19 protein-coding genes are annotated in these 20,973 nt (G+C 72.9%); 11 read left to right on the forward strand and 8 right to left on the reverse strand.

Annotation, left to right across the window (positions count from 1 at the left end):
- Positions 1-63 precede the first annotated feature (63 nt).
- A complete protein-coding gene (locus CLV34_RS06080) occupies positions 64-1,389 on the forward strand; it encodes an ROK family protein (protein WP_100349397.1) in 1,326 nt (441 codons plus the stop codon).
- Positions 1,390-1,422: 33 nt separating this feature from the next.
- On the opposite strand, the gene CLV34_RS06085 is transcribed toward CLV34_RS06080, so the two are convergent.
- Positions 1,423-2,220 (reverse strand): C40 family peptidase, encoded by a 798-nt coding sequence (locus CLV34_RS06085; protein WP_100349398.1) that lies wholly within the window; start codon positions 2,218-2,220, stop codon positions 1,423-1,425.
- A gap of 667 nt (positions 2,221-2,887) precedes the next feature.
- Between CLV34_RS06085 and CLV34_RS06090 the strand changes: the two genes are divergently transcribed.
- Complete coding sequence (locus tag CLV34_RS06090; protein WP_100349399.1) at positions 2,888-5,104, forward strand: NTP transferase domain-containing protein; 2,217 nt, start codon at positions 2,888-2,890, stop codon at positions 5,102-5,104.
- A gap of 96 nt (positions 5,105-5,200) precedes the next feature.
- Entirely contained in the window at positions 5,201-7,663 is a 2,463-nt protein-coding gene (locus CLV34_RS06095) for a glycoside hydrolase family 94 protein (protein ID WP_100349400.1), read from the forward strand.
- 74 nt (positions 7,664-7,737) lie between these two features.
- On the opposite strand, the gene CLV34_RS06100 is transcribed toward CLV34_RS06095, so the two are convergent.
- Together CLV34_RS06100 and CLV34_RS06105 are read right to left on the reverse strand one after the other, a co-directional pair.
- Positions 7,738-8,433, reverse strand: coding sequence for a DUF4190 domain-containing protein (locus CLV34_RS06100; RefSeq protein ID WP_157803730.1), 696 nt, complete (start codon positions 8,431-8,433; stop codon positions 7,738-7,740).
- A gap of 85 nt (positions 8,434-8,518) precedes the next feature.
- A complete protein-coding gene (locus CLV34_RS06105) occupies positions 8,519-9,334 on the reverse strand; it encodes an exodeoxyribonuclease III (protein ID WP_100349402.1) in 816 nt (271 codons plus the stop codon).
- Positions 9,335-9,406: 72 nt separating this feature from the next.
- Here CLV34_RS06105 and CLV34_RS06110 point away from each other — a divergent pair, with 72 nt between their 5' ends.
- The 3 genes from CLV34_RS06110 to CLV34_RS06120 all read left to right on the forward strand — a co-directional run bounded on the left by CLV34_RS06110 (position 9,407) and on the right by CLV34_RS06120 (position 11,362).
- Positions 9,407-10,195 carry an SDR family NAD(P)-dependent oxidoreductase gene (locus CLV34_RS06110; protein WP_100349403.1) on the forward strand — a complete coding sequence of 263 codons (789 nt, stop codon included), beginning with the start codon at positions 9,407-9,409 and terminating at the stop codon, positions 10,193-10,195.
- Positions 10,196-10,218: 23 nt separating this feature from the next.
- Positions 10,219-10,803, forward strand: coding sequence for an orotate phosphoribosyltransferase (pyrE, locus tag CLV34_RS06115; RefSeq protein ID WP_100349404.1), 585 nt, complete (start codon positions 10,219-10,221; stop codon positions 10,801-10,803).
- A gap of 97 nt (positions 10,804-10,900) precedes the next feature.
- Positions 10,901-11,362, forward strand: a complete 462-nt coding sequence (locus tag CLV34_RS06120; protein ID WP_157803731.1) for a hypothetical protein — start codon at positions 10,901-10,903, stop codon at positions 11,360-11,362.
- A gap of 21 nt (positions 11,363-11,383) precedes the next feature.
- Here CLV34_RS06120 and CLV34_RS06125 read toward each other — a convergent pair whose 3' ends face one another.
- Positions 11,384-12,166, reverse strand: coding sequence for an HAD-IIA family hydrolase (locus tag CLV34_RS06125; RefSeq protein ID WP_100349406.1), 783 nt, complete (start codon positions 12,164-12,166; stop codon positions 11,384-11,386).
- A gap of 1 nt (position 12,167) precedes the next feature.
- Positions 12,168-12,971, reverse strand: a complete 804-nt coding sequence (locus CLV34_RS06130) for a VTT domain-containing protein (protein ID WP_100349407.1) — start codon at positions 12,969-12,971, stop codon at positions 12,168-12,170.
- Between the two features lie 128 nt (positions 12,972-13,099).
- Here CLV34_RS06130 and CLV34_RS06135 point away from each other — a divergent pair, with 128 nt between their 5' ends.
- The 3 genes from CLV34_RS06135 to fbaA all read left to right on the forward strand — a co-directional run bounded on the left by CLV34_RS06135 (position 13,100) and on the right by fbaA (position 15,788).
- Entirely contained in the window at positions 13,100-13,936 is an 837-nt protein-coding gene (locus CLV34_RS06135; RefSeq protein WP_100349408.1) for an SDR family oxidoreductase, read from the forward strand.
- Positions 13,923-14,645 (forward strand): TrmH family RNA methyltransferase, encoded by a 723-nt coding sequence (locus CLV34_RS06140; RefSeq protein ID WP_100349409.1) that lies wholly within the window; start codon positions 13,923-13,925, stop codon positions 14,643-14,645. Before CLV34_RS06135 ends, CLV34_RS06140 begins: the two co-directional genes overlap by 14 nt.
- Positions 14,646-14,768: 123 nt before the next feature.
- Complete coding sequence (fbaA, locus tag CLV34_RS06145) at positions 14,769-15,788, forward strand: class II fructose-bisphosphate aldolase (RefSeq protein ID WP_100349410.1); 1,020 nt, start codon at positions 14,769-14,771, stop codon at positions 15,786-15,788.
- A 176-nt stretch (positions 15,789-15,964) separates the two neighbouring features.
- On the opposite strand, the gene CLV34_RS06155 is transcribed toward fbaA, so the two are convergent.
- Positions 15,965-16,390, reverse strand: a complete 426-nt coding sequence (locus CLV34_RS06155; RefSeq protein WP_245859042.1) for an STAS domain-containing protein — start codon at positions 16,388-16,390, stop codon at positions 15,965-15,967.
- A 99-nt stretch (positions 16,391-16,489) separates the two neighbouring features.
- On the opposite strand from CLV34_RS06155, the gene CLV34_RS06160 reads away from it, so the two are divergent.
- Both CLV34_RS06160 and CLV34_RS06165 read left to right on the forward strand, forming a co-directional pair.
- The gene (locus CLV34_RS06160; protein WP_100349411.1) at positions 16,490-18,712 is read left to right on the forward strand and encodes an ATP-binding SpoIIE family protein phosphatase; all 2,223 of its coding nucleotides are present in this window, start codon (positions 16,490-16,492) and stop codon (positions 18,710-18,712) included.
- A 109-nt stretch (positions 18,713-18,821) separates the two neighbouring features.
- Complete coding sequence (locus CLV34_RS06165) at positions 18,822-20,060, forward strand: acyl-CoA dehydrogenase family protein (RefSeq protein ID WP_100349412.1); 1,239 nt, start codon at positions 18,822-18,824, stop codon at positions 20,058-20,060.
- Here the strand turns inward: CLV34_RS06165 and CLV34_RS06170 are convergent.
- Both CLV34_RS06170 and CLV34_RS06175 read right to left on the reverse strand, forming a co-directional pair.
- A complete protein-coding gene (locus tag CLV34_RS06170; RefSeq protein ID WP_100349413.1) occupies positions 20,042-20,566 on the reverse strand; it encodes an NUDIX hydrolase in 525 nt (174 codons plus the stop codon). The genes CLV34_RS06165 and CLV34_RS06170 overlap by 19 nt on opposite strands.
- Positions 20,567-20,617: 51 nt before the next feature.
- Positions 20,618-20,968 (reverse strand): STAS domain-containing protein, encoded by a 351-nt coding sequence (locus CLV34_RS06175; RefSeq protein WP_100349414.1) that lies wholly within the window; start codon positions 20,966-20,968, stop codon positions 20,618-20,620.
- Between the last annotated feature and the right edge of the window lie 5 nt (positions 20,969-20,973).

Raw genomic sequence — 20,973 nt, forward strand, 5'->3', positions numbered from 1 at the left:
CTCTCCTCGTCGAGTCTTTGTTGTATGGCTGAACTTATCGACGAAAGCCGGTAGGGTCAACCCATGGAGCCGGTCACCACCCCCAAGGCGCGGCAGGCGTCGCTGCGCGAGCACAACCTCGGGCTCGTCGCGCGCGCCGTCTTCGGGGCCGAGCGGCCGCCGTCGCGCGCCGCCATCGCCGCCGCCACCGGGCTGACCCGCGCGACCGTCTCGACGCTCGTCGACCAGCTCGTCGGCGCCCGTGTCGTGCGCGAGCTGCCGCCCGAGCCGGGCAACGTCGGACGACCCGCCGTCCCGCTCGTCCCCGCGTCCCGGACCGTCGTCGGGCTGGGGCTCGAGGTCAACGTCGGGTACCTCGGGGTGCGCGCGGTCGACCTCGCGGGCGACACCGTCGTCGAGCGCATCGAGCGCGGCGACTTCCACGCGAGCGACCCTGCCGTCGTGCTGCCGCGCCTCGCGGACCTCGCCCGCGAGGTCGTGGCGGGCCTCGACGCCGAGGGCGTGCGGGTCGCGGGCGCGCGGCTCGCCCTCCCTGGCCTGGTCGACGTCCGTGACGGACACCTCGTCGTCGCGCCCAACCTCGGCTGGGCCGACCTCGACCCGGTGCCGCTGCTCGGCCCGTTGCGCGCGGCCGACGACATCCGGGTCCGGATCGCCAACGAGGCCAACCTCGCGGGGCTCGCCCAGCTCCGCTTCGGCTGGTTCGCGGGCGACCGCGCCGGCGACGGTGACGTCCTCGCCGACGTCGCCGAGCGCAGCGCGACGGAGGCTCCGGACCTCGCGCGCGGCGGCACGACGTTCGTGTACCTCTCGGTGGACGTCGGCGTCGGCGCCGCCGTCCTCCTCGAGGGCGCCCTCTACGTCGGGCGCCGCGGGTGGGCCGGAGAGATCGGGCACGTCGCCGTCGAGCCGGACGGCCCTCTGTGCCAGTGCGGTGCGCGCGGCTGCCTCGAGGCGGTCGCGGGCAAGCTCGCGCTGCTGGCCGCCTTCGGACGCGGGCCGTCCGACGACCTCGACGTCGACGAGATCGCGGTCCGTGCGGCCGCGGGCGACCCCGAGGTGACGGACGTCCTCGAGCGGGTCGGGACGTTCGTCGGGCGTGCGCTCGCCGCTGTCGTGAACGTCCTCGACGTCGACACGCTGCTGCTCGGCGGCCTCTACGCGACGCTCGCCGACGCCCTGCACGGCCCGGTGGTCGACGAGCTGCGCCGCCGCGTCCCGGCGCTGCCCGAGCGGCTCGTCGTCGCTGCGGCCCCGGTCGTGGACCACGCCGCCCTCACCGGTGGGGCGCGGGCGGTCCTCCGGGACGTGGTGCGGACCCCGTCGGCGTTCGTGGGCGCGTCGACCACCGTGTCGCCGGCCGACACGACGGAGCGCGCCCACCCGTGACGGGTGGGCGCGCTCCGTGGGCCGGCGGTCCGATCAGATCGTGGTCGCCGAGTTGGACACGTGGATGAAGGTCCAGCTGGTCCGCCACATGCTGCGCACCTGGATGGTCTTGCCGGGGCGCGGGGCGTCGATGATCTTGCCGGCGCCGACGTAGATCCCGACGTGCCCGGGCGTGTAGACGAGGTCCCCGGGCTTGGCGTGGCTGCGCGAGACGACGCGGCCGACGTGCCGCTGCGCGGACGAGGAGCGGGGGAGCGTGCGGCCCGTCGCGTGCTTGTACACGTAGCGGGTGAAGCCGGAGCAGTCGAACCCGCGGGGCGAGGAGCCGCCGTAGACGTAGCGGACGCCCTTGTACCTGACGGCCTGCTCGACGACGCGGGACGAGTAGCGCGTCGCGGTGACGCTCGTGGTCGCGCTGGAGCGGGCGACCGTCGAGCTCGACGGGTACACGGTCACGCGGACGGTGTGCTTGCCGAGCGACAGATACTTCGACAGGTGGAGCTTGGCGGCGCCGTGACGGAGCCAGACCTTCTTGTAGGTCTTGCCGCCGAGGAACACGACGGCCTTGCCGGAGAAGCTGTGGCCCCCGGAGGTCGAGCGGATCGTCAGGGTCGGAGGCTTCGAGCGCTGGTAGGTGCGGTCGGAGACCGACAGGGAGATCCGCGACGCCTTGGCGTGCGTGGCGGCCTCTGCGGGCAGGGCGGTGACGGCGGTCAGGCCGCCGCCGACGAGGGCGGTGGCCACGCCGGCGGCGACGCCGACGCGAAGGAGGCGGCGGCCGGCCGGAGCCGATTCAGGGCGCGCCCCGTCCAGGGTGGGGGTGGTGGTCATGTGGTTGTACCTCGCACGCCTTCGGGGTGAGCTGTCGGGTTCGGGCGGGAGGTACGTGCCCGGCCGTGCGTCGCGATCACGGGCGTCGTGGTCGCGACGAGCGGCTTCACCCCAAGACGTGCGGTCGGTCGAGCTCGCTCGACCGGTGCCGCGCCGTCGGAAGTGGGTCCCCCGTTGCTGCCTGGTCGTGGAACCGCTCCCGGCGGCAGCGCTCGGCGTATCCGGGACGGTGCTGCTCACCCGTGACGGTGTGCAGCGGGATCGAGGCTATGTAGCAGATCGCAGGGTCACAAGTACGTAACGACGACGAGACCCGTCCGTTTCAGGTGGTATAGCGTGATCGACACCGAGTGCCCGTTCACATCCGCCCGGAGATATCGGGCGTAAACCGCCCAAGAACCGGTACGGCAGCACCACAAACTTTCACAACCTGTGGGGCGTGGCCGCGTGTCCGGGCGGCCCGGGCCGCCCCAGATGCCCGGATCGCGCGCGACGGCGGTCCCCGCCTGCGGCATCGCGCAGGGGTGGCCCGTCCGCCCCTGCCGACGACCGGGGCGCGCGGTGTAGGCTCCAATATGGAAGGGGGCCGTGCAAACCGCGGACGTGCGCGTCGTCGGGCCGGCCCACGAGCGCAACGCCGCACCCACGCGTAAGGACGAAGCCCCTCATGGCCCTCACGGCGACCTCCGTCAGCACCGAGACCCACCGCGCACCGGACGGTGCGCCCGCGGCGATCCTCCTCGCCGCCGGCGTGGACGACGCCTCGCGCGACCTCCTCGTCCAGCCCCTCGGCGACACCACCGTCGTCCAGCACGCGTTCGAGACCCTGACGCGCGTCGTCGACCGGTCCCGCGTCGTCGTGGTGGTCGCGCGCGGCGACCAGCGCGTGCGCGAGCTCCTCGGCCCCGACCTCGCCTACGTCGAGCAGGGCGCGTCCCTCGGCACCGGCTCCGCCGTGCTCGACGCGCGGGGCGCCGTCCCTGCGGACGCCGGCGCGGTGCTCGTCGCCTACGCGGACACGCCGCTCCTGCGCTCCGACTCGCTCCTCGGCCTGCTCACGCGGCACCGCCTCAAGGACGCCGACCTCACGTTCCTCACCGCGGTCGTCGACACGCCGCGGTCGACCTACGACCGCGTGGTGCGCCAGGACGGCGACGTCGTCGCGATCGTCCAGGAGGGCGACCTCGACGCCGAGCACGTCGACAACCACGAGATCAACGTCGGCGCGTACGTCGCCGGGCCCGCGCTGCTCTTCGGCAGCCTCGAGCGGCTCGTGGCGAGCGGCGCCGGCCGCCTCACCGAGCTCGCGCACACCGTGATCGGCGAGGGCCGCCGCGTCGCCACCTACCAGATCTACGACACCGACGAGGTGCACGGGATCAACACCCCGGCCGAGCTCGGCGAGGCCGCGGACATCGTCCTCAAGCGCCTGTTCATGCCGAAGAAGAACACCGACACCACGATCCACTTCGGGACCGGCGGCTGGCGCGCGGTCATCGGTGAGGGGTACACGCTCGCGAACGTGCGTCGCCTGTGCCAGGCGATCGCGAACGAGACGACCCGGCAGGGCCTCGAGTCGCGCGGCGTGGTGATCGGTGGCGACCGCCGCTTCCTGTCGCACGAGTCGAAGATCGCCGCGGCGGAGGTCTTCGCGGGCAACAACATCCCCGTCACGCTCCTGCCCGACGACGTCCCGACGCCGCTCGTGACGTTCGCCGCCCCCTACCTCGGCGCGGCGTACGGCGTCATCATCACCTCGAGCCACAACCCGCCCGAGTGGAACGGCATGAAGGTGTTCCGCCAGGACGGCTCGCTGCCGCTCGACGAGGAGACCGACCGCTACCAGGACGAGGCGAACGCGCTGTCCGTGGACGAGGTCATCACGCTCGACATCGACCTGGCGCGGCGGGCCGGCGTCGTCGTCGACCGCGCGCTCACCGACCCGTACATCGACGCGATCGAGCAGATCGTCGACGTGGACGCGGTGCGCGGCTCGAACCTCGAGGTCGTCGTCGACCCCATGTACGGGACGAGCCAGCTCACGCTCGGCACGATCCTCGGTGACATGCGCGTGCGCGCCGACTTCATCCACGAGGCGCACAACCCCCTCTTCGGCGGCGTCGCGCCGGCGCCCGACCTGCAGCGGCTGTCCGCGCTCATCGAGAAGATCCGTTCGTCCAACGGGCGCTACGGGCTCGGCATGGCGACCGACGGCGACTCCGACCGCATCGGCATCGTCGACGAGACCGGCGAGTACATCTCGACGAACGACCTCCTGCTGCTGCTCTACTGGTACCTCCACGAGGTGCGCGGCGAGAAGGGCGGCGTCGTCCGCAACCTCGCGACGACGCACCTGCTGGACCGCCTCGCCGCACACTTCGGCGAGGACTCGTTCGAGTGCAAGGTCGGCTTCAAGCACGTCACCGCGGGCATGGAGAAGATCGGCGCCGTGCTCGGTGGCGAGTCGTCGGGCGGCCTGACGATCCGCGGCTGGATCCTCGGCAAGGACGGGATCTTCGCCTGCGCGCTCGTCGCCGAGATGCTGGCCCGCACGGGCAAGCGCATCTCCGAGCTGCGCGAGATGGTCTACGCGATCACCGGCCGGCTGTACTCGCTCGAGGCGGGCGTGCCCGCGACGCCCGAGATGCGGGTGGCCGTGCCGCGCCGGCTCGAGGCGGAGCCCCTCACGCACGTCGGTCCGTACCCTGTGGTCAGCGTGTCGCACCTCGACGGCACCAAGATCCTCCTCGAGGACGACAACTGGGCGCTCCTGCGCTTCTCCGGCACCGAGCCGGTCCTGCGCATGATCGTCGAGGCCGACAGCCCGGAGAAGGCCGCCGAGCTCCTCGACTGGCTGCAGGGCTTCGTCACCGCGGGCGTCTGACCCTCCGCCCGGCGCGCGTCACCCCGACAGCAGCCCTCCCGCACGCCAGCCTCGCCACCCCACCACCCCCGCACGAGCAAGGAACCCCCGCCCACCATGCGCTACGGATTCTTCGACACCGCCGCCGACGAGTACGTCATCGACCGCCCGGACGTCCCGGTGTCCTGGACCAACTACCTCGGCACCAAGAACCTCTGCACGGTCCTGTCGCACCACGGTGGCGGGTACTCGTACTACAAGTCGTCGGAGTACGGGCGCATCACCCGGTTCCGCCAGAACGGCGTCCCGCTCGACCGGCCGGGGCACTACGTGTACCTGCGCGACGACGCGGACGGCGACTACTGGTCCGTGTCCTGGCAGCCCGTCGGCAAGCCGCTCGACGACCCGGCGAACCCGGCCGTCTACACGACGCGCCACGGGCTCGGGTACACGCGCTTCGAGGCGCAGTACAAAGGCATCGACGCCAGCCAGACCGTCTTCATCCCCCTGGACGACGACGTCGAGCTGTGGGACGTGCGCCTCACGAACACGACGGACGAGGTCCGCGAGCTGACCGTCGCGGGGTACGTGGAGTTCTCGTTCCACACCATCTCGATCGACAACCAGAACCTGCAGATGTCGCTCTACGCGTCCGGCTCCTCGTACGAGGACGGGATCATCGAGTACGACTTCTACTACGAGCCGTGGACGTTCCACTACTTCACGTCGAGCGAGACGCCGTCGTCGTACGACTCGCTGCGCGACAACTTCGTGGGCCCGTACCGCACGGAGACGAACCCGGTCGCGATCGAGCGCGGCGAGGGCACCAACCAGTCCGCGACGACGCAGAACCACTGCGGCGCGCTGCAGCACAAGGTCACGCTGCAGCCGGGCGAGACGAAGCGTCTCGTGTACGTGCTGGGCTACGGCTCGCGTGACGGCGTGGGCCGCGACATCCAGAAGAAGTACGCCGACGTCGTGTCGGCGCCGGCCGAAGGCCGCACGCCGGCTGTCGACGCCGAGTTCCAGCGCCTGCGCGACCACTGGCGCGCCAAGCAGGACAAGCTGCGCATCCGCACGCCGCACGAAGGCATGAACACGATGATCAACGCCTGGACGCTGCTCCAGGCGGAGACGTGCGTGCAGTGGTCGCGCTTCGCGTCCTTCGTCGAGGTGGGTGGCCGCAACGGTCTGGGCTACCGCGACACGGCACAGGACGTCATGAGCGTCATCCACTCCAACCCGGTCAAGACGCGTCAGCGGATCGTCGAGCTGCTCCGGGCGCAGGTGGAGGCGGGCTACGGCCTGCACCTGTTCGACCCGAAGGCGTTCGACCCGGACGCCGAGAAGCTGCCCGACGTCCCGTCGCCGACGATCGTCCCGACGAAGGACCCGAAGGACCTCATCCACGGGCTCGAGGACACCTGCTCGGACGACCACCTGTGGCTCGTCCCGTCGGTCGTCGAGTACGTCAAGGAGACGGGCGACCACGGCTTCCTGGACCTCGAGATCCCTTTCGCGGAGGGCACGGCGGCGACCGTGTACGAGCACCTGCGCCGCGCGCTGCAGTTCTCGGCGGAGCAGGTCGGCCCGAACGGTGTCGCGCTGGGTCTGCGGGCCGACTGGAACGACTGCCTCAACCTGGGCGGCGGCGAGACGTCGCTCGTGACGTTCCTGCACGCGTGGGCGATCCGGGCCTTCCTGGAGGTCGCTGAGCCCCTGGCCGCCGCCGGTCGTCCGGGTGCGGGCGACGACGTCGCGCGCTGGACCACCGAGCTCGACCGGATCCGCGGCGTCGCCGACAGCGAGCTGTGGGACGGCGACTGGTGGATCCGCGGCTACACCCGGGACGGCGTGAAGATCGGCTCGGCGCAGAACGACGAGGGCAAGATCTTCCTCGAGCACCAGGCATGGCCCGTCATCGCGGGGATCACGAGCCAGGAGCGCGGGGAGCGGTCCATGGACTCGGTGCGCGAGCTCCTCGGCTCCGAGTACGGCAACCACCTGAACTGGCCGGCGTTCACGAAGGTCGACGACACGGTCGGGTTCGTGACCCGCGTGTACCCGGGCATCAAGGAGAACGCCGCGATCTTCTCCCACCCGAACGCGTGGCCGATCATCGCCGAGGCGCTCCTCGGCCGCGGCGACGAGGCCGTCGCGTTCTACGACGCGATCCTCCCGTACCACCAGAACGACAACATCGAGGTGCGCGGTGCCGAGCCGTACGCCTACGTGCAGTTCCTCTACGGGCGCGACCACGAGTGGTTCGGCAAGGCGCAGAACCCGTGGCTGACCGGGACCGCCGGCTGGATGTACACCGCGGTCACCAAGTACGTGCTGGGCGTGCGGCTCACGCTCGACGGCCTCGTCGTCGACCCGTCCGTCCCGAAGGACTGGGACGGCTTCGAGGTCCGTCGCGAGTGGCGTGACGCGGTCTACGAGATCGAGGTCCGCAACCCTGACCACGTGTCGCACGGCGTGGCGTCGGTGACGGTCGACGGTGTCGAGCACCCGGTGGGCGAGCCGGTGCCGGCGGCGCCGGCGGGTTCGACCGTGAGCGTCGTCGTCACGCTCGGCTGAGACGGACGTTGACGCGAGGAGGCCCCACCCGGTCCGGCCGGGTGGGGCCTCCTCGTGCGCGGTGACGTCCGACGTCAGGTGTCGATGCCGTACGGGTCGCGGTACGTGTCGTCGAACGTGCCGTTGTCGCTGAGGATCCCGAGCACGAGGAACAGCACGAACAGCACGGTGAGGACGGCCCCGACGACGATGCCCGCGATCGCGAGCCCCTTGCCGCGGGTGCCGTTCTTCTTGATGTCGTTGAGTGCGACGATGCCCAGGATCAGGCCGACGATGCTCGCTGCCCCGCACGTCACGATCCCACCGAGCGACACGGCCAGCGACGCGATCGCGAGCCCGCTGGTCCTGGCTGCCGGAGGCGCCCACACGGGCGGGGTGCCGTAGGGCCCCGGCTGCCGACCCGGGTAGCCCGGCTGGCCGGGGTACCCGCCCTGGCCGGGGTACGGCGTCGGTTGCCCGGGGTAGCCCGCGCCCGGCTGACCCGGCTGGCCCGGGTAGGCGCCCGGGTACGCCGGGGGCTGGCCCGACGGGGGCGGCGGGTACGCGCCCTGCTGCGGGGCGGCCGGACCGGTGGGCGGCGGGTAGGCCTGCGGCGGTGGGTACGCCCCGGCCGGAGGGTACGCGCCGGGGGTGCCGGTCGGCTGCTGACCCGGGTACGCGCCGCCCTGGGGTGCGTCGTAGGGGTTGTGCGGGGTGCCGGCCTTCGCGCCGTCGTCGGACGGTGTCGCGTAAGGGTTCGGGGGCGTGCCGTCGGACGGGGGTGTGCTCATGGCCAGGACCGTACCGTCCCGGGTGGCCGCCACGGAACAGGTCGTGGCAGGTCCGGTGCCGCCACGGGCCGTGGTGCGAGCGGTGTCAGGCGGCGGGGCTGGCGTCGGTGCCGTCGGTGACGTCGAGCACGACGGGGGCGTGGTCGGACGCGCCCTTCCCCTTGCGCTCGTCGCGGTCGACGGCGACGGCCGTGGTGCGGGCGGCGAGCGCGGGCGTCGCGTAGGCGAGGTCGATCCGCATGCCCTGGTTCCGGGGGAACCGGAGCTGGGTGTAGTCCCAGTAGGTGTACTTCCCGGGCTCGGGCAGGTGCTCGCGCGTGACCTCGGTCCACCCGGCGCGCGCGAACGCGGTGAACGCGTCCCGCTCCGCCGGCGTCACGTGGGTCTTCCCGGCGAAGAACGCGGGGTCCCAGACGTCCGTGTCGAGCGGGGCGACGTTCCAGTCGCCGGCGAGGAGCGCGGGGAGGTCGGGGTCGGCGGCGAGCCAGCCCTCGGCCGCGTCGCGCAGCCGGGCCAGCCAGTCCAGCTTGTACGCGTAGTGCGGGTCGTCGACCGCGCGCCCGTTCGGCACGTACAGCGACCAGACGCGCACGCCGGCGCAGGTCGCGCCGATCGCGCGGGCCTCACGGACCGTCGGGTCGCCGAACGTCGGCTGCTCGGGGAACCCGACCTCGACGTCCTCCAGGCCCACGCGCGACAGGACCGCGACACCGTTCCACTGCGAGAGCCCGACGTGCGCGACCTCGTACCCGGCGGCCTCGAACGGCAGCGTCGGGAACTGGTCGTCACGGCACTTCGTCTCCTGGACCAGGAGGACGTCCGTGCCGGACCGTTCGAGGAAGGCGAGCACCCGGTCGGCCCGGGAGCGGATCGAGTTGACGTTCCAGGTCGCGATGCGCACCGGCCCACCCTAGGTGACGCAGCGGGCCCACGGGACGGGCGTCGAGAGCCGCCGTGCCCCTAGGCTGACGGCATGGCGACGGCACTCATCACCGGGGCGAGCGCGGGGCTCGGGCTCGAGTTCGCGTGGCAGCTCGCGACGGCCCGGCACGACCTGGTCCTCGTGGCGCGCGACGAGGAGCGGCTGCACGACGTGGCGAGGCAGCTGCGCTCCGCCGCGGGCATCGACGTCGAGGTGCTGCGCGCCGACCTGTCCGTGCCCGACGACCTGGCGCGCGTGGCCCAGCGGGTCGCCGACCCCGAGCGGCCCGTGTCGTTGCTCGTCAACAACGCCGGGTTCCCTGTGAACCAACGGTTCGTGGGCGGCGACCTCAGCCAGGAGCTCCTCGCCCTCGACGTGCTCGTCAAGGCCGTCCTCGTGCTCGCGCACGCTGCCGCGGACGCCATGGTGACGCGGGGGCGCGGCGCGATCCTCAACGTGGCGTCGGTCGCGGCGCTGACGACGAGCGGCACGTACTCGGCGCACAAGGCGTGGGTCCGCACGTTCACCGAGGTCCTCGCCGTCCAGCTCAAGGGCACCGGCGTCACCGCGACCGCGCTGTGCCCGGGGCTGACGCACACCGAGTTCCACGAGCGGGCGGGCGTGGACACGTCGAACCTGCCGGACATCGCGTGGCTCGACGCCGAGAGCGTCGTGTCGGCGGCGCTCGCGGACGTGCGGCGCGGGGTCGTCATCTCGACGCCGTCGCTGCGCTACACCGTCGCGTCCGGGTTCCTGCGGGCGATCCCGCGCTCGGCGGTGCGGGCTCTCGACGCCGGTGGCCTCACGGGTATGCGGGGCCGCTGGGCGAAGAAGGGCTGAGGGCGGGGCACTACCCTGGTCCCGTGACCGACGCCTCCGCCCCGTTCTCCCCGACCCCTCGCGAGCAGCTCCGTGAGCTCATCAAGGAGCTCGCCGTCGTGCACGGCACGGTGACGCTGTCGTCCGGCAAGGAGGCCGACTACTACGTCGACCTGCGCCGCGTGACGCTGCACCACCGTGCGGCGCCGCTCATCGGGCACGTGCTGCTCGACCAGCTCGAGGAGCTCGGACTGGGCACGGCCGACGTGGACGCCGTGGGCGGCCTGACGCTCGGTGCCGACCCGATCGCGACGGCCCTGCTGCACGCGGCGGCGTCCCGCGGGCAGGACCTCGACGCGTTCGTCGTCCGCAAGGCCGCGAAGGCGCACGGCATGCAGCGCCAGATCGAGGGCCCCGACATCACGGGCCGCAAGGTCGTCGTCCTGGAGGACACCACGACGACGGGCGGGTCGCCGATCGCGGCGGTCGAGGCGTGCAGGGAGGCCGGGGCCGAGGTCCTCGCCGTCGCGACGATCGTCGACCGGGCCACGGGCGCGGCCGAGAAGATCGAGGCGCTGGGCGTGTCGTACCACTACCTGTTCGACCTGGCGGACCTCGACCTGGCGTGACGCCCGCCTGAACCCGTCGGGGCGGCCCGCCGCGGCCCGACCTTTCTCACCCCCCGGTCGCCGCGCGGCCACCGTGTCGCGGTGTGACCATCGACAGATGGGCAGGGTGGCTTCGACGACGGCGACGGTGTTCGCGGCGCTGGGCGGGTTCGCGGTGATGGTCGCCAGCGCGCTCACCTGGGTGCTCCCGGTGGACGGCAGGTCCGCGCTCGCGCCGTCGGGCGCGACCGCGTCGTCGCTGCTCGCGTCGACCTACCAGCGCTCCACGGACTTCACGTCGTCGGCGGGGATCGTCCTGCTGGTCACGGGTGCGCTCACGACCGTCGGCGCGATCGCGGGCTCCCGGGCGATGACGGCGCTCTTCGCCGCCCTGTCGCTGATCGTGGGGGTCGACTGGCTCGTGTCCGCGGGCTCGGCGTACGACGGCGTCGCCGCCGGGCACCTGGCGCCCGGCGGATGGCTCGGTCTCGGCGGGGCGGCCGTCGCGCTCGTCTGCTCGTTCGACGTACGCCGCAACGCCCGCGGGCTGAGCTCGACCCACGGCGCCCGCCGCGCCTGAGCCCGCCGACCCGACGCGACGTCAGACCCGGTCGACGAGGTCCGCGATCGACCCGACGACCTCGCTGGGCCGGAACGGCCAGCTCTCGACGTCCTCGGCCTTCGTCGAGCCCGTGAGCACGAGGAACGTGTGCAGCCCCGCCTCGATCCCGGCGACGACGTCGGTGTCCATGCGGTCGCCGATCATCGCGGTGCGCTCGGAGTGCGCGTCGATCCGGTTGAGGGCGGACCGGAACATCATGGGGTTGGGCTTGCCCACGAAGTACGGGTCGCGCCCGGTCGCCTTGGTGATCATCGCGGCGACCGCGCCGGTGGCAGGCAGGGGGCCGTCGACGCTCGGACCGGTCGCGTCGGGGTTCGTGCAGATGAACCGGGCTCCGTCACGGATCAGCCGGACGGCCCGCGTGATCGCCTCGAACGAGTAGGTGCGGGTCTCGCCGACGATCACGTAGTCCGGGTCGCTGTCGGTGAGCGTGTAGCCGGCCTCGTAGAGCGCGGTGGTGAGCCCCGCCTCGCCGACCGCATAGGCCTTGCCGCCCGGCATCTGCTGGGAGACGAACGTCGCGGTCGCGAGCGCGGACGTCCAGATCGACTCCTCCGGGACGTCGATGCCGCTCGCGGAGAGCCGGGCCCGCAGGTCGCGCGGCGTGTAGATCGAGTTGTTCGTCAGGACGAGGAACGGTCGTCCCTTGTGCTGCAGCCGGTCGAGGAACTCGGCGGCGCCGGGGATGGCCTTCTGCTCGTGGACGAGCACGCCGTCCATGTCGGTGAGCCAGGTGTCGATCTCGCGGGTCGTCTCCGTCATCTCAGGCGTCCTCTCGCTGGGGGTGGACGGTGTCCTCGACGGGGCGCGGCGGGACGCCGGCGGCGCGGCCGTGGCGCGGACCCGGGGCGACCTGCTCGCCCGCGGCGGCGCGCGAGGCCCGGGACTGCTTGCGGGCCTCGAGCGCGATCGGCACGACGGAGAGCAGCACGATCGCGATGAAGATCGGCTCGATGTTGTCGCGGATGAACGGCACGTTGCCGAGGAAGTAGCCGAGCGTCGTGACGAGGGCCGTCCAGACGAACGTGCCGACGAGGCTGTACGGCGCGAACGTCCGGTACCGCATGCGTCCGATACCGGCCGCGATCGGTGCGAAGGTCCGCACGACGGGCACGAACTGTGCCAGCAGGATCGTCCGGCCGCCGTAGCGGTCGAAGTACTCGTTCGTCTTCTCGATGAACTCGGGACGCAGGATGCGGGAGTCCGGTCTGCTGAAGAGCTTCGGGCCGGCGAGCTTGCCGACGAGGTAGCCGCACTGGTTGCCCGCGAACGCGGCGCAGAACAGCATCCCGATGAGCAGCGGCAGCGGGATGTCAAGGTGGCTGCCCGGTTTCGCGGCCGCCACCAGGAGCCCGGCGGTGAACAGCAGGGAGTCGCCCGGCAGGAAGGGGAACACCAGGCCGGTCTCGACGAACACGATGACGAGGATCCCGACGAGGGCGAGCGACCCGAACCGGTCGATGAGGTTGTTCGGGTCGATGAGGTCGAGGGGGCTGGCCACGGGGTGGCCGCTCGCGGCGCCCGCAGCGCTGAGCGCGTCGACGAGGTCGACGAGGTGGGCGGTCATGCGGCCAGCCTAGTGGCCCACCTTCGGCTCGCCTGAGGGCGCCGTGCGGACGTCCTGTGCAGGCCTCTCGGGACGCGCGACGGCGCCGCCCCGGGCGTGCGAACGCCGCGTCTGGCACGATCTCGGGCATGACGGACGAGACGGCGCGCACGGTCGCGGTGGTCGGGGCGACGGGGCAGGTCGGGCAGGTCGTGGTGCGGGACGCGGACGCACGCGGGCTCGCGGTGCGGGGCGTGTCCCGCTCGGTCCCCGCGGACGACGACCCGCGCCGCGCGGCAGGGGCGACCTACAGCGCGGTGGACGTCCTGGGCGCGGCCCAGGAGCCGACGGTCGCGGCGCTGGCCACGGCGTTCGAGGGCGCCGACGCGGTGGTGCTCGCGACGAACGCGACCGCCGGCGACCTCGACGTGTACCGGACCGGCACGCGCCGGGTCGTGGAGGCGGCAGGACGCGCGGGCGTCCGCCGGCTCGTCGTGCTGTCGATCGCGAACGTCGACCAGGGCACCGACTACCCGTACTACGCGGCGCACGCGGAGCAGAACGAGATCGCGCTCGCCGGCCCGGTGCCCGCGACGGTCGTCCGGGCGACCCAGTTCCACACGTTCCTCGCGTACGTCCGGTCGGTCCCTCCGGCCCGGACGCTCACCCGGCTCGGCCTGCTGCCGTACCCGCGCGGCACGCGGTTCCAGACGATCGACGTGCGGGACGTGGCGCGGCTGCTCGTCGACGCGACGTCCGACGACGGCCCGGCGCGCGCGGTCGACGTGGGCGGCCCGCAGGTGCGGGACGCGAAGGACCTCGTGCACGCCGAGCGCGCCGCCCGGGGGTCCCGCCGCGTCCCGGTCGGCGTCCGGGTGCCCGGCCCGGTCGGCACGTTCTTCCGGGAAGGGCGCAACCTCGTGCCGGACCATCACGAGGGCCGCATCACGTTCGACGAGTGGCTCCGCTCCGGTGACGGGGTCTGACGCGCCGGGGCCGGACGTCCCAGAGCCGCGCGTGGTCGGGGTCGGCCCCTGGCCGGGCGGGGAGGACGCCTGGCCGCGTGTCGCCGGGCCGGGCGGGGAGCCCGTGCTCGACCCGCGCTACGACCCCGAGCTCCTCGCGGGCGGCGACACCCGCAACGTCGTCGACGCGTACCGGTACTGGACGGTCGAGGCCGTCGTCGCCGACATGGACCGGCGCCGCGCGCAGCGCCCCGACGTCGCACTGTTCGTCGCGGTGAAGAACTGGGCGCACGACCTCAACATCGGGTCGGTCGTCCGCACGGCCAACGCGTTCAACGCGGCCGGGGTGCGGATCGTCGGGCGGCGCCGTTGGAACCGCCGGGGCGCGATGGTCACTGACCGTTACCTGCACGTCGAGCACGACCCGGACGTCGCGTCGATCGCCTCGTGGGCGGCGGGGGAGGGCCTCCCGCTCGTCGGGATCGACAACGTGCCCGGGTCGCGACCGCTCGAGGGGTATGCGCTGCCGGCCCGGTGCGTCCTGCTGCTGGGGCAGGAGAGCGCGGGGCTGTCCTCCGAGGCGCAGGCGGCGTGCGACGTCGTCCTGCACGTCACGCAGCACGGCTCGACCCGGTCCCTCAACGCGGCGGCGGCCGCCGCGATCGCGATGTGGGCGTGGTCGTCCCGCGCGCAGGACCCCGGGCAGACGTCCGCCATGAGGGACGCCTGATGCGCCGGGGCTGAGTCGTGACAGAATCGAGGGAGCCCCACGGTCCTCGCCCGGCCGTCAGACGCGCTCGCGAGACGGCTCCGGCACGGGACCATCCTCTCCACCCCACAGGAGCGCATCCCGATGCCCATCGCAACCCCCGAGATCTACGCCGAGATGATCGACCGCGCGAAGGCGGGCTCGTTCGCCTACCCGGCCGTCAACATCACGTCGTCGTCCACGATCACCGCCGCCCTCCAGGGCTTCGCGGAGGCCGAGTCCGACGGCATCATCCAGGTGTCGGTCGGCGGCGCCGAGTACGGCTCGGGCTCGACCGTCAAGGACCGCGTCGCCGGTTCGCTCGCGCTCGCGGCCTACGCCCGCGAGGTCGCGAAGAACTACCCCGTGCAGATCGCGATCCACACCGACCACTGCGCCAAGCAGAACATCGACTCGTGGGTCCGCCCGCTGCTCGTGCTCGAGGCCCAGCAGGTCAAGGACGGCGGCCTGCCGACCTTCCAGTCGCACATGTGGGACGGCTCGACCGTGCCGCTCGACGAGAACCTCGTCATCGCCGAGGAGCTCCTCGAGCTCTCCGTCGCGGCCCGCACGATCCTCGAGATCGAGATCGGCGTCGTCGGCGGCGAGGAGGACGGCCACGAGGCCGAGATCAACGAGAAGCTCTACACCACCCCCGAGGACGGCCTCGCCACGGTCCGCGCGCTCGGTACGGGTGAGAAGGGCCGCTACCTGACGGCCCTCACGTTCGGCAACGTGCACGGGGTGTACAAGCCGGGTGCGGTCAAGCTGCGTCCGTCGCTCCTCAAGGAGATCCAGGACGCGGTCGGCGCCGAGGTCGGCAAGACGAACCCGTTCGACCTGGTCTTCCACGGTGGCTCGGGCTCGACGGCCGCCGAGATCGCCGAGGCGGTCGACAACGGCGTCATCAAGATGAACATCGACACCGACACCCAGTACGCGTACACGCGTCCGGTCGCGGCCCACATGTTCTCGAACTACGACGGCGTCCTGAAGGTCGACGGCGAGGTCGGCAACAAGAAGGCGTACGACCCGCGCGCCTGGGGCAAGGCTGCGGAGGCCGGCATGGCCGCCCGCATCGTCGAGGCCGCGCAGCAGCTGCGCTCGGCGGGCCACAAGCTCTGACCACCACCCGTGCGCCCGGCCGTGCGCCGGGCGGGTGACAGCGAGAAGGGCCCCGGCCCGCGGATCCGTCCGCGGGCCGGGGCCCTTCGCTCTGCTGGTGCCGGTGCCGGTGCCGGTGCCGGTGCCGGTGCCGGTGCCGGTGCCGGTGCTGGTGGCTGGTGCAGGACCGGACCGGCTCAGGCGAGCCCGGGGTCCGTGTCGAGCAGCTCGACGATCTCGTCGATCCGGGTCACGCTGAGCAGGAACTTCATGCTCGGCGGCGCGCGGAGCACCCGGACGGGCGGGTTGGCGCGGGTGGCGAGGTCGGCGAGCAGCGACACCCCGGACGAGTCGATGAACGTCACGTGGTGGGCGTCGACCTCGATGCCCTTGCCGGTCGCCTCGACGGCGCGGAAGGCGCCACGCAGCTCGCGCTCGAGGTCGATGTCGATCTCGCCGGCCAGCACGACGCGGACGCGGGTCGCGCCCTCGATCACGCCGACGGTGCCCTCCTCGCGGGCGGAGCCGGTGACGGCGTCCGCGTGGAGGTCGGCGTGCGGCTGGTCGACGAGGGCGCCTCCGGTGTCGGCGGACGCGTCGGAACGGTGTTTCTGGTCGGGCACGTGCCCAATGTACGGCCCGCGAGGGCATCGGGACAGTACCCTCGCAGGGAGCCGTGCCGTGCTGACCTGCGCGAGCGACCCTCGGGAGGTGTGCCGTTGATGGAGCCGTCGCCTCGTCGCGGGCTGCCGGACGCAGCCTTGCGTACCGCGCTGGAGACGAGCGCCGTCCCGATGTACCTCATGGCGACGCCGGAGCACGGGCTCACGGTCGAGTGGGTGAACGACGCCTTCGTGGCGCACGCGGGGGTGGCGCGCGTCGACCTGCTGGGTCGCCGGGTGAGCGTCCTGCGCGGCCTGATCGACGACCTGCCTGACCTCGAGGCGCTCCGCACGGCGCTGCGCGGCGACCGGAGCTTCGCGGTGACGGTCCGGGACGCGCCCACCGCGGGAGCGGCGGGCTGGGTCCAGCTGAGCTTCAGCCCGATCCGCGGCGACGACGGGGCGATGACGCACTGGTTCTGCGTGCTGAACGCCCTGCCGGAGCGTCCGGAGGAGACGGAGAGCCTCTCGTCGTTGGAGATGAGCCGTCGCCGCATGGCGCGGCTGGACCTGATGACGCAGGTCAGCGGCCTGCTGACGGACCTCGACCACCCGCACGTCCTGCGGGAGATCGCGGACGTCCTGGGGCGTGCGGCGGGCTGTCGGATCTTCTTCTACATGGACGACAAGGGCCTCGCGTACACGGAGAGCGTGGACGTGAACACGCCGCCGAGCTCGCGGCTGGTGCGCGGTCCGCAGACGCGGCCGGTGCCGCTCGTCGCGGGCACCGAGCAGACCTGGGCCCCGGACGTCGTGCAGGCGGTGCTCGACGGGGAGGACGCCGGACCGGTCGACGTGTCGTTGGACGCGCGCTATCCGCCGCGCAGCGCGAGCGCCGTCCTGGTGCGGGACCTGCGGGCGCGGCTCGAGACGGACGGCGTGACGGCACGAGGCATCGTGGTGCACCCGGTGCCGGGTCGGCGTCGCGTGCTGGGGCTGCTCGTCGTGGTGCTGGAGCCGGGTCGAGAATTCACCCCCTCGTTGACGCCCGGGACGACCCTGCGGGCGGTGTCCCGGCGCGCGGGGATGCTCATCGACACGGCGCGTCTGTACGCGCGCGAGCACCGGGTGGCGGAGACGCTGCAGCGGGCGATGCTGCCCGAGCAGGCGGACGTGCACGGTCTGGACGTGTGGACGTACTACGCGCCGAACTCGGACCACGCCCAGGTGGGCGGCGACTGGTACGACGTCCTGCAGCTCACGGAGCACGACGTGGGGCTCGTGGTGGGCGACGTCGTCGGTCACGACGTCGAGGCGGCCGCGACGATGGGGCAGATGCGGTCGGTGGTGCGGTCGTACGCGTTCGAGATGACGGCGCCGGGCGCGGTCCTGGAGCGTGTCGACGAGCTCGTGGCGGGGATGCGGCTGCCGCGCGCGTCGAGCCTCGTGTACGCACGCCTGGAAGCGCGTGACGAGCCGGTCGCCGAGCCCGTCGCGGCGCGGCACGCGGCGCCGGAGGGCGTCGAGGCGCCTCCGGCGACCTCGACACGGACGTGGCGCCTGAGCTACTCGCGGGCGGGTCACCTGCCGCCCGTGCTGGTGCGCGGGGACCGGTCGGTGCTGCTGGACGGCGCGGGCGGGTCCCTCATCGGGTACGGCTCGACGCCGCGTGCGACGGACGAGCTCGAGCTGCAGAGCGGCGACGTCCTCGTGTTCTACACGGACGGCCTGATCGAGCGCCGGGACCGCGACCTGCGCGAGGGGCTCGCGGTGCTGGGCGAGGAGCTCGCGGGCATGGGTCCGTCGGACGCGGCGGGCATCGGTGAGCAGCTCCTGGCCCGGGTGGGGTCGACGCCGGAGGACGACATCGCGGTGGTCGTGGTCCGGGTGCCCGGTGTCGGGGACGACGAGCGGTTGCAGGACGGAGGTCCGCGCAGCCGACGGTGGCTGCTCCCGAACGAGCCGTCGTCGATCGCCCGGGCGCGGCACGTGGTGGTGCGCACGTGCACGGCGTGGGGCGTCCCGGGGGCCGCGGCGGTCGAGCTGGTGGCGTCGGAGCTCGTGGCGAACGCGGTGATGCACGGGTGGGGGCACGTGGCGTTGCGCCTGTTCGACACGGCGGACGGCCTGCGCATCGAGGTCGAGGACGCGAACCCGTCGCCGCCGGTCGCGACGGACGGCCACATCAACCGGGGTGGCGGGTTCGGGATGCAGATCGTGGAGCGGCTCGCAGACTGGGGGTGGCGTCCGACGCGGGTCGGAAAGGTCGTGTGGGCGAAGGTGCACCCGGCGGGTGCGGGTCGGCTGACGCCGGCGGGCGGGACGCCGCGCGCGCAGGTGTGAGGCGCGCCGCGCGGGCCCGATTTACCTGATACCCCGCGTCTTATGAAGTCATGATGGGAGCGTCGGCACCGATGCCGGCGGGCAGTCACCACAGCGACGGAGCGATCTCATGACGACGACCCAGACCCCCGCAGGCACCGTCCCCGGCGGCGTCGGGACGAGCGAGCCGCACTACGAGCTCTCGCAGCCGCTCGACCCGGACCTCGGCGGCGCGTTCGCCGGCGCGACCGCGGACGAGCGCGCGCACCAGGCGCGCATCCGCGCGTTCGTGCAGGACGAGGTGCTCCCCGTGATCGACGGGTACTGGGAGCGCGCCGAGTACCCGCTCGACCTCGTGCGCCGCATGGGAGAGCTCGACCTGCTGCGCGACGGTGTCGACGTCCCCGGGTTCCCCCGCACCAGCCTGTTCGGCGCCGGCCTCGGCGCGATGGAGATGTCGCGCGGCGACGGGTCGATCGCGACCGTCTGCGGCGTCCAGGGCGGCCTCGCGCTCCGCTCGATCATGATGCTCGGCTCCGACGAGCAGAAGGACCGGTGGGGCGAGCCGCTCGCCCGCGGCACCGCGCTCGGCGCGTTCGCCCTCACCGAGCCGACCCACGGGTCGGACTCCGTGTCGCTCGAGACCCGCGCGCGCACCGTCCCCGGCGGCTACCGCATCACGGGCGAGAAGAAGTGGATCGGCAACGGCTCGACCGGCGGCGTCACCGTCGTGTGGGCGCGCGGCGACGACGGGCAGGTGCACGGCTACCTCGTCCCGCAGGACGCCGACGGGTACCGCGCGACCACCATCGAGGGCAAGCTCTCGCTGCGCGCCATCTGGCAGGCGCACATCGTGCTCGACGACGTGTTCGTGCCCGAGGACGCTCTCCTGCCGGGCGCCGAGTCGTTCAAGGACACCTCCCGCGTGCTCGCCGCAACTCGGCTCGGGGTGGCGTGGGCCGCCGTCGGCCAGGCCACCGCGTGCTACGAGTCCGCGGTCGCCTACTCGCAGCAGCGCGTGCAGTTCGGGCGGGTGCTCGCGAAGAGCCAGATGGTCCAGGAGCGGCTCACCCAGATGCTCTCCACGCTCACCCAGATGCAGCTCACCGTCGCGGCCATGACCCGCCTCGACGAGCAGGGCGCCCTCACCGGCCCGCAGGCGTCCCTCGCCAAGTACACGTGCACCCGTGGCGCCCGGCAGATCGCCGCGATCGCACGCGACATGCTCGGCGGCAACGGGATCCTCCTGCGGAACCGCGTCGCGCGGCACTTCGCGGACCTCGAGGCGCTGCACACCTACGAGGGCACCGAGAGCGTCCAGGCGCTCATCGTGGGCCGCGCGATCACGGGCTACTCGGCGTTCGCCTGACCGGCGAGGTGGGTCTCGAGCCGGTCGAGCAGCCCGACCTGCCCCGCGACGAGCAGGTCGCGGGCCTCGCCGAGGCCCACCCAGCGGGTGCGGTCGACCTCGGGGAACTCCTGCGTGCGCCGCGACCGCGGCGGCCACTCGAGCTCGAAGGTGTTCGACGCGGGGTGCCCCGGGTCGGGCAGGTCCCAGCCGTCCGGAACCCGGCGTGCCCACGCGACGACCTCCTTGCCCGACCGCTGCCGGACCGTGCCGAGCGGCACGTCCGGGGCAGCCGTCGGCGGCTCCACGCCCAGCTCCTCCGTGGTCTCCCGGACGGCGGCGTCGTGCTCGTCCTCGGCGCTGCCGTCCGGGAGCGTCCCGAGCTCGCCCTTGGGGATCGACCACGCCCGTGCGTCCTTGCGCGCCCAGAACGGGCCGCCCATGTGCGCTACCAGCACCACGACGCGACCGGGGGCGTCCGCGTCGCCGTCCCGGTAGAGCAGCAGGCCCGCGCTGCGCGCCGTCACGACGCGGTCACGGGTGTCGCGCGCACGGGTGCCGACACGGGGGCCGACCCGTCAGGCGGACGTGCTGGTCGACGGGGCCGACAGGTCCGGGCAGCGGTGCGACGGGTCGATCCGGAACATGTCGAGCGCGCCGCACACCTCCAGGACGAACAGGTCGCGGTCGCTCGCGCCGCGCAGCACGGTCGCGCCGCCGCGCTTGCGGCCCGAGTCGGCGAGCGAGATGAGGAACGCCGCGCCCGTCGAGTCCATGAACGTCACCTTGCACATGTCGATGACGAGGAGCTGTCGGCGCAGGCCGACCACGCGGGCGGCGATCTCGGGGAACTGGTCGCGTTCGGCGAGGTCCAGGTCCCCGGCGATCACGAGGGTCGTCGTCGCCGGCGACGTCGCGATCTCGATCATGTGCC

Source organism: Luteimicrobium subarcticum, from assembly GCF_002798015.1.
GTDB lineage: Bacteria > Actinomycetota > Actinomycetes > Actinomycetales > Cellulomonadaceae > Luteimicrobium > Luteimicrobium subarcticum.

Excerpts from the sequence above, each read along its gene's own strand:
- CLV34_RS06085 (WP_100349398.1), bottom strand. The coding sequence starts at position 2,220 with ATGACCACCACCCCCACCCTGGACGGGGCGCGCCCTGAATCGGCTCCG.
- CLV34_RS06095 (WP_100349400.1), top strand. The coding sequence starts at position 5,201 with ATGCGCTACGGATTCTTCGACACCGCCGCCGACGAGTACGTCATCGAC.
- CLV34_RS06125 (WP_100349406.1), bottom strand. The coding sequence starts at position 12,166 with ATGACGGAGACGACCCGCGAGATCGACACCTGGCTCACCGACATGGAC.
- CLV34_RS06110 (WP_100349403.1), top strand. The coding sequence starts at position 9,407 with ATGGCGACGGCACTCATCACCGGGGCGAGCGCGGGGCTCGGGCTCGAG.
- CLV34_RS06130 (WP_100349407.1), bottom strand. The coding sequence starts at position 12,971 with ATGACCGCCCACCTCGTCGACCTCGTCGACGCGCTCAGCGCTGCGGGC.
- CLV34_RS06120 (WP_157803731.1), top strand. The coding sequence starts at position 10,901 with ATGGGCAGGGTGGCTTCGACGACGGCGACGGTGTTCGCGGCGCTGGGC.
- CLV34_RS06160 (WP_100349411.1), top strand. The coding sequence starts at position 16,490 with ATGGAGCCGTCGCCTCGTCGCGGGCTGCCGGACGCAGCCTTGCGTACC.
- fbaA (WP_100349410.1), top strand. The coding sequence starts at position 14,769 with ATGCCCATCGCAACCCCCGAGATCTACGCCGAGATGATCGACCGCGCG.
- CLV34_RS06090 (WP_100349399.1), top strand. The coding sequence starts at position 2,888 with ATGGCCCTCACGGCGACCTCCGTCAGCACCGAGACCCACCGCGCACCG.
- CLV34_RS06165 (WP_100349412.1), top strand. The coding sequence starts at position 18,822 with ATGACGACGACCCAGACCCCCGCAGGCACCGTCCCCGGCGGCGTCGGG.
- CLV34_RS06175 (WP_100349414.1), bottom strand. The coding sequence starts at position 20,968 with ATGATCGAGATCGCGACGTCGCCGGCGACGACGACCCTCGTGATCGCC.
- CLV34_RS06135 (WP_100349408.1), top strand. The coding sequence starts at position 13,100 with ATGACGGACGAGACGGCGCGCACGGTCGCGGTGGTCGGGGCGACGGGG.
- CLV34_RS06080 (WP_100349397.1), top strand. The coding sequence starts at position 64 with ATGGAGCCGGTCACCACCCCCAAGGCGCGGCAGGCGTCGCTGCGCGAG.
- CLV34_RS06100 (WP_157803730.1), bottom strand. The coding sequence starts at position 8,433 with ATGAGCACACCCCCGTCCGACGGCACGCCCCCGAACCCTTACGCGACA.